Source organism: Bartonella sp. AP72JLCBS (genome assembly GCF_042195705.1).
Lineage (GTDB): Bacteria > Pseudomonadota > Alphaproteobacteria > Rhizobiales > Rhizobiaceae > Bartonella.
This window is the reverse complement of the sequence record NZ_JBHIOU010000056.1, coordinates 1-2,008: the sequence shown is the minus strand read 5'-3', so window position 1 is coordinate 2,008 and position 2,008 is coordinate 1. Positions and strand designations below refer to the sequence as shown.

At 36.4% G+C, this 2,008-nt stretch carries 3 protein-coding genes and 1 pseudogene; 3 read left to right on the top strand and 1 reads right to left on the bottom strand.

Annotated features, from left to right (window positions below; all coding sequences use genetic code 11):
* Positions 1-299 precede the first annotated feature (299 nt).
* Both ACFILO_RS09290 and ACFILO_RS09285 read left to right on the top strand, forming a co-directional pair.
* A complete protein-coding gene (locus ACFILO_RS09290; RefSeq protein WP_004856846.1) occupies positions 300-500 on the top strand; it encodes an AlpA family transcriptional regulator in 201 nt (66 codons plus the stop codon).
* A 97-nt stretch (positions 501-597) separates the two neighbouring features.
* Positions 598-747: a hypothetical protein gene (locus ACFILO_RS09285; RefSeq protein WP_375668606.1), complete on the top strand. Its 150-nt coding sequence runs from the start codon at positions 598-600 to the stop codon at positions 745-747.
* Here ACFILO_RS09285 and ACFILO_RS09280 read toward each other — a convergent pair.
* Positions 731-990 (bottom strand): annotated as a pseudogene (locus ACFILO_RS09280) (recombinase family protein); the annotation flags it as partial. The gene ACFILO_RS09285 and the pseudogene ACFILO_RS09280 overlap by 17 nt on opposite strands.
* Before the next feature lie 205 nt (positions 991-1,195).
* Here ACFILO_RS09280 and ACFILO_RS09275 point away from each other — a divergent pair.
* Positions 1,196-1,501, top strand: a complete 306-nt coding sequence (locus ACFILO_RS09275; protein WP_375668605.1) for a hypothetical protein — start codon at positions 1,196-1,198, stop codon at positions 1,499-1,501.
* Positions 1,502-2,008 lie beyond the last annotated feature (507 nt).

Below are 2,008 nucleotides of genomic sequence, written 5' to 3'. Positions count from 1 at the left end.
GTAGAGCGTGCCTATCGTCGCACTGACTATCTAGAACAGCGCCGCGTTTATATGGATAAATGGGCGGCTTATGTCACAGGCCAAACCTAAAATATGGGGTGAATAACCCCATGATCTGTGGATAACTTTAGCTCTCTTCTCTCTCATTCTCTCTCAATAAGAGTCATAAATTATCACATGAGAATTTATATGATAAAATATTGTTTTATATAAATAAAATACCTTCAAAAATGAACCAAAATGTGGTTAATAAATGGTTATGATTTGTTGCCATTTTTTGAGAGTGAAAGGATTTTAGTATGACAGAAAATGATATTCTTTTAACTGACCGTGAAAGTGCAAAATTGCTTCATATGAGTGTTTCAACATTCCGCCGTCATGTAACCAATGGCTCTCTCCCAAAACCTTTAAAATTTGGTTTTTTATCCCGTTGGTTACAATCGGATCTTATCAATGTCATCGAGCAAGCAAAACAGCAACGTTATAACGATGTGGCATAAAAAAACCTTGTCACGTAAGGACGGACAAGGCTTTCTCAAATTCATCACCCTAGAGAGTGCACAATCCGTCCTGTAACGCAACGTTATAGGATTTAAAATGATGTGTTCTTTTAAGAATGCGCAGGGTATCACACGTGCCTTGCGCGGGGTTTGGCATGGGCGTTATGGAACAGCCCGTTGTCCTGCTCATGATAATAGGTTTTATCCCCTTAATAAATTGGCGTACTTTATAAATTATGCTCACTAACATCTTTAAGAATTTCTAAAACATCAAGAGAAAATCGGTTATACAAAAAACTCAGGTGTCAATAACAATCCCCTGCTCTGTTCTTTCGATTAAAGCACCAAGCTTTCCTTCTATTTATAGTTTATCTTCAATATGGAGTGAAGCAAAAGCATTTTTGTTAGCATATTCTAATAATCCAAGTTTTTGATTTTCTGTATCTTGTCCATCAGGAGAAACTCGTAAATATGCGTAAAATTGTGTCACGTTCAATAAAGACCGTCAATTAAGTGTATAAGTATCAGAAAAAACGATAAGTTTCTTTGATACAAACAATCAAAATGATCAAAGATAAAAACAGATATCTTATTTCATTTCCAAACAACAAATTGAAAAATTCATAGGAAATTTGATTGATCAGATTTAACCATTAGATTAATATTTCAAGACAGATTACAGAAAGGAATTTCCTATGCAAAAGAAATTACCCAAAAGTTATATGACGGATGCTGAACGTGAGGAGTTACGAGCAGGCGGGTTAGATCAAAACTGCATTTATACTGCTGAATCAGAAGCAGCGGACCGTGCTAATGATAGCAAAGCGGTGTGGGAATGGTTAGCAATGACTGAACCTCCAGCACATACACTTCTGTTTCTTAAAAAGCGGCATGGAGCACAATTTATTCGTGATATGGGATTTTCTACTAAAGATGCTGATAAAGAATATGGTCCCGATTGGTTAGATAAAGATGTTATCATAGGAGGTCATCATTTCTAAAGAATTTGAGGAGTTAGAACGTATTTTTGTTCGCGAAAATAACTATGTAAAAAGTCTTGATGAAGCATTGATGACCAAGAAACTACATGATGTGCGCAATGATTTGCGTAGTTATCTTCGTAACATTGAGAAAAGCGGATAGGTTACGAAACAGCTTCTCCCATGCCTTTTAAAATACTGACTTTCTTTTATACTTTTGTTAGTATATGAGAATTTTGTCGGGTGTAGCTATGCCATACAATACCCTTTCAAGGGAAAAGTGTAGCAACGGACTATTCGCCGTGTTTTGAGCGCTCGGCGCCCTTATAGGGTGTCAATTTCAAAACAATTGAACGAATAGGATATTTAGCATGAGTGCTATAGTTAATAAATTACCCCCCCGTTATCTCTTCCATTGCAAATGAAACCGCGCCTGTTGATCAGCAAGAGTCTGCAAAAAAATACGAATTTACCAATGAAAAATTCACTTTTGATGGTCTTACTTTACACCGTATACGTGCTCTAAGA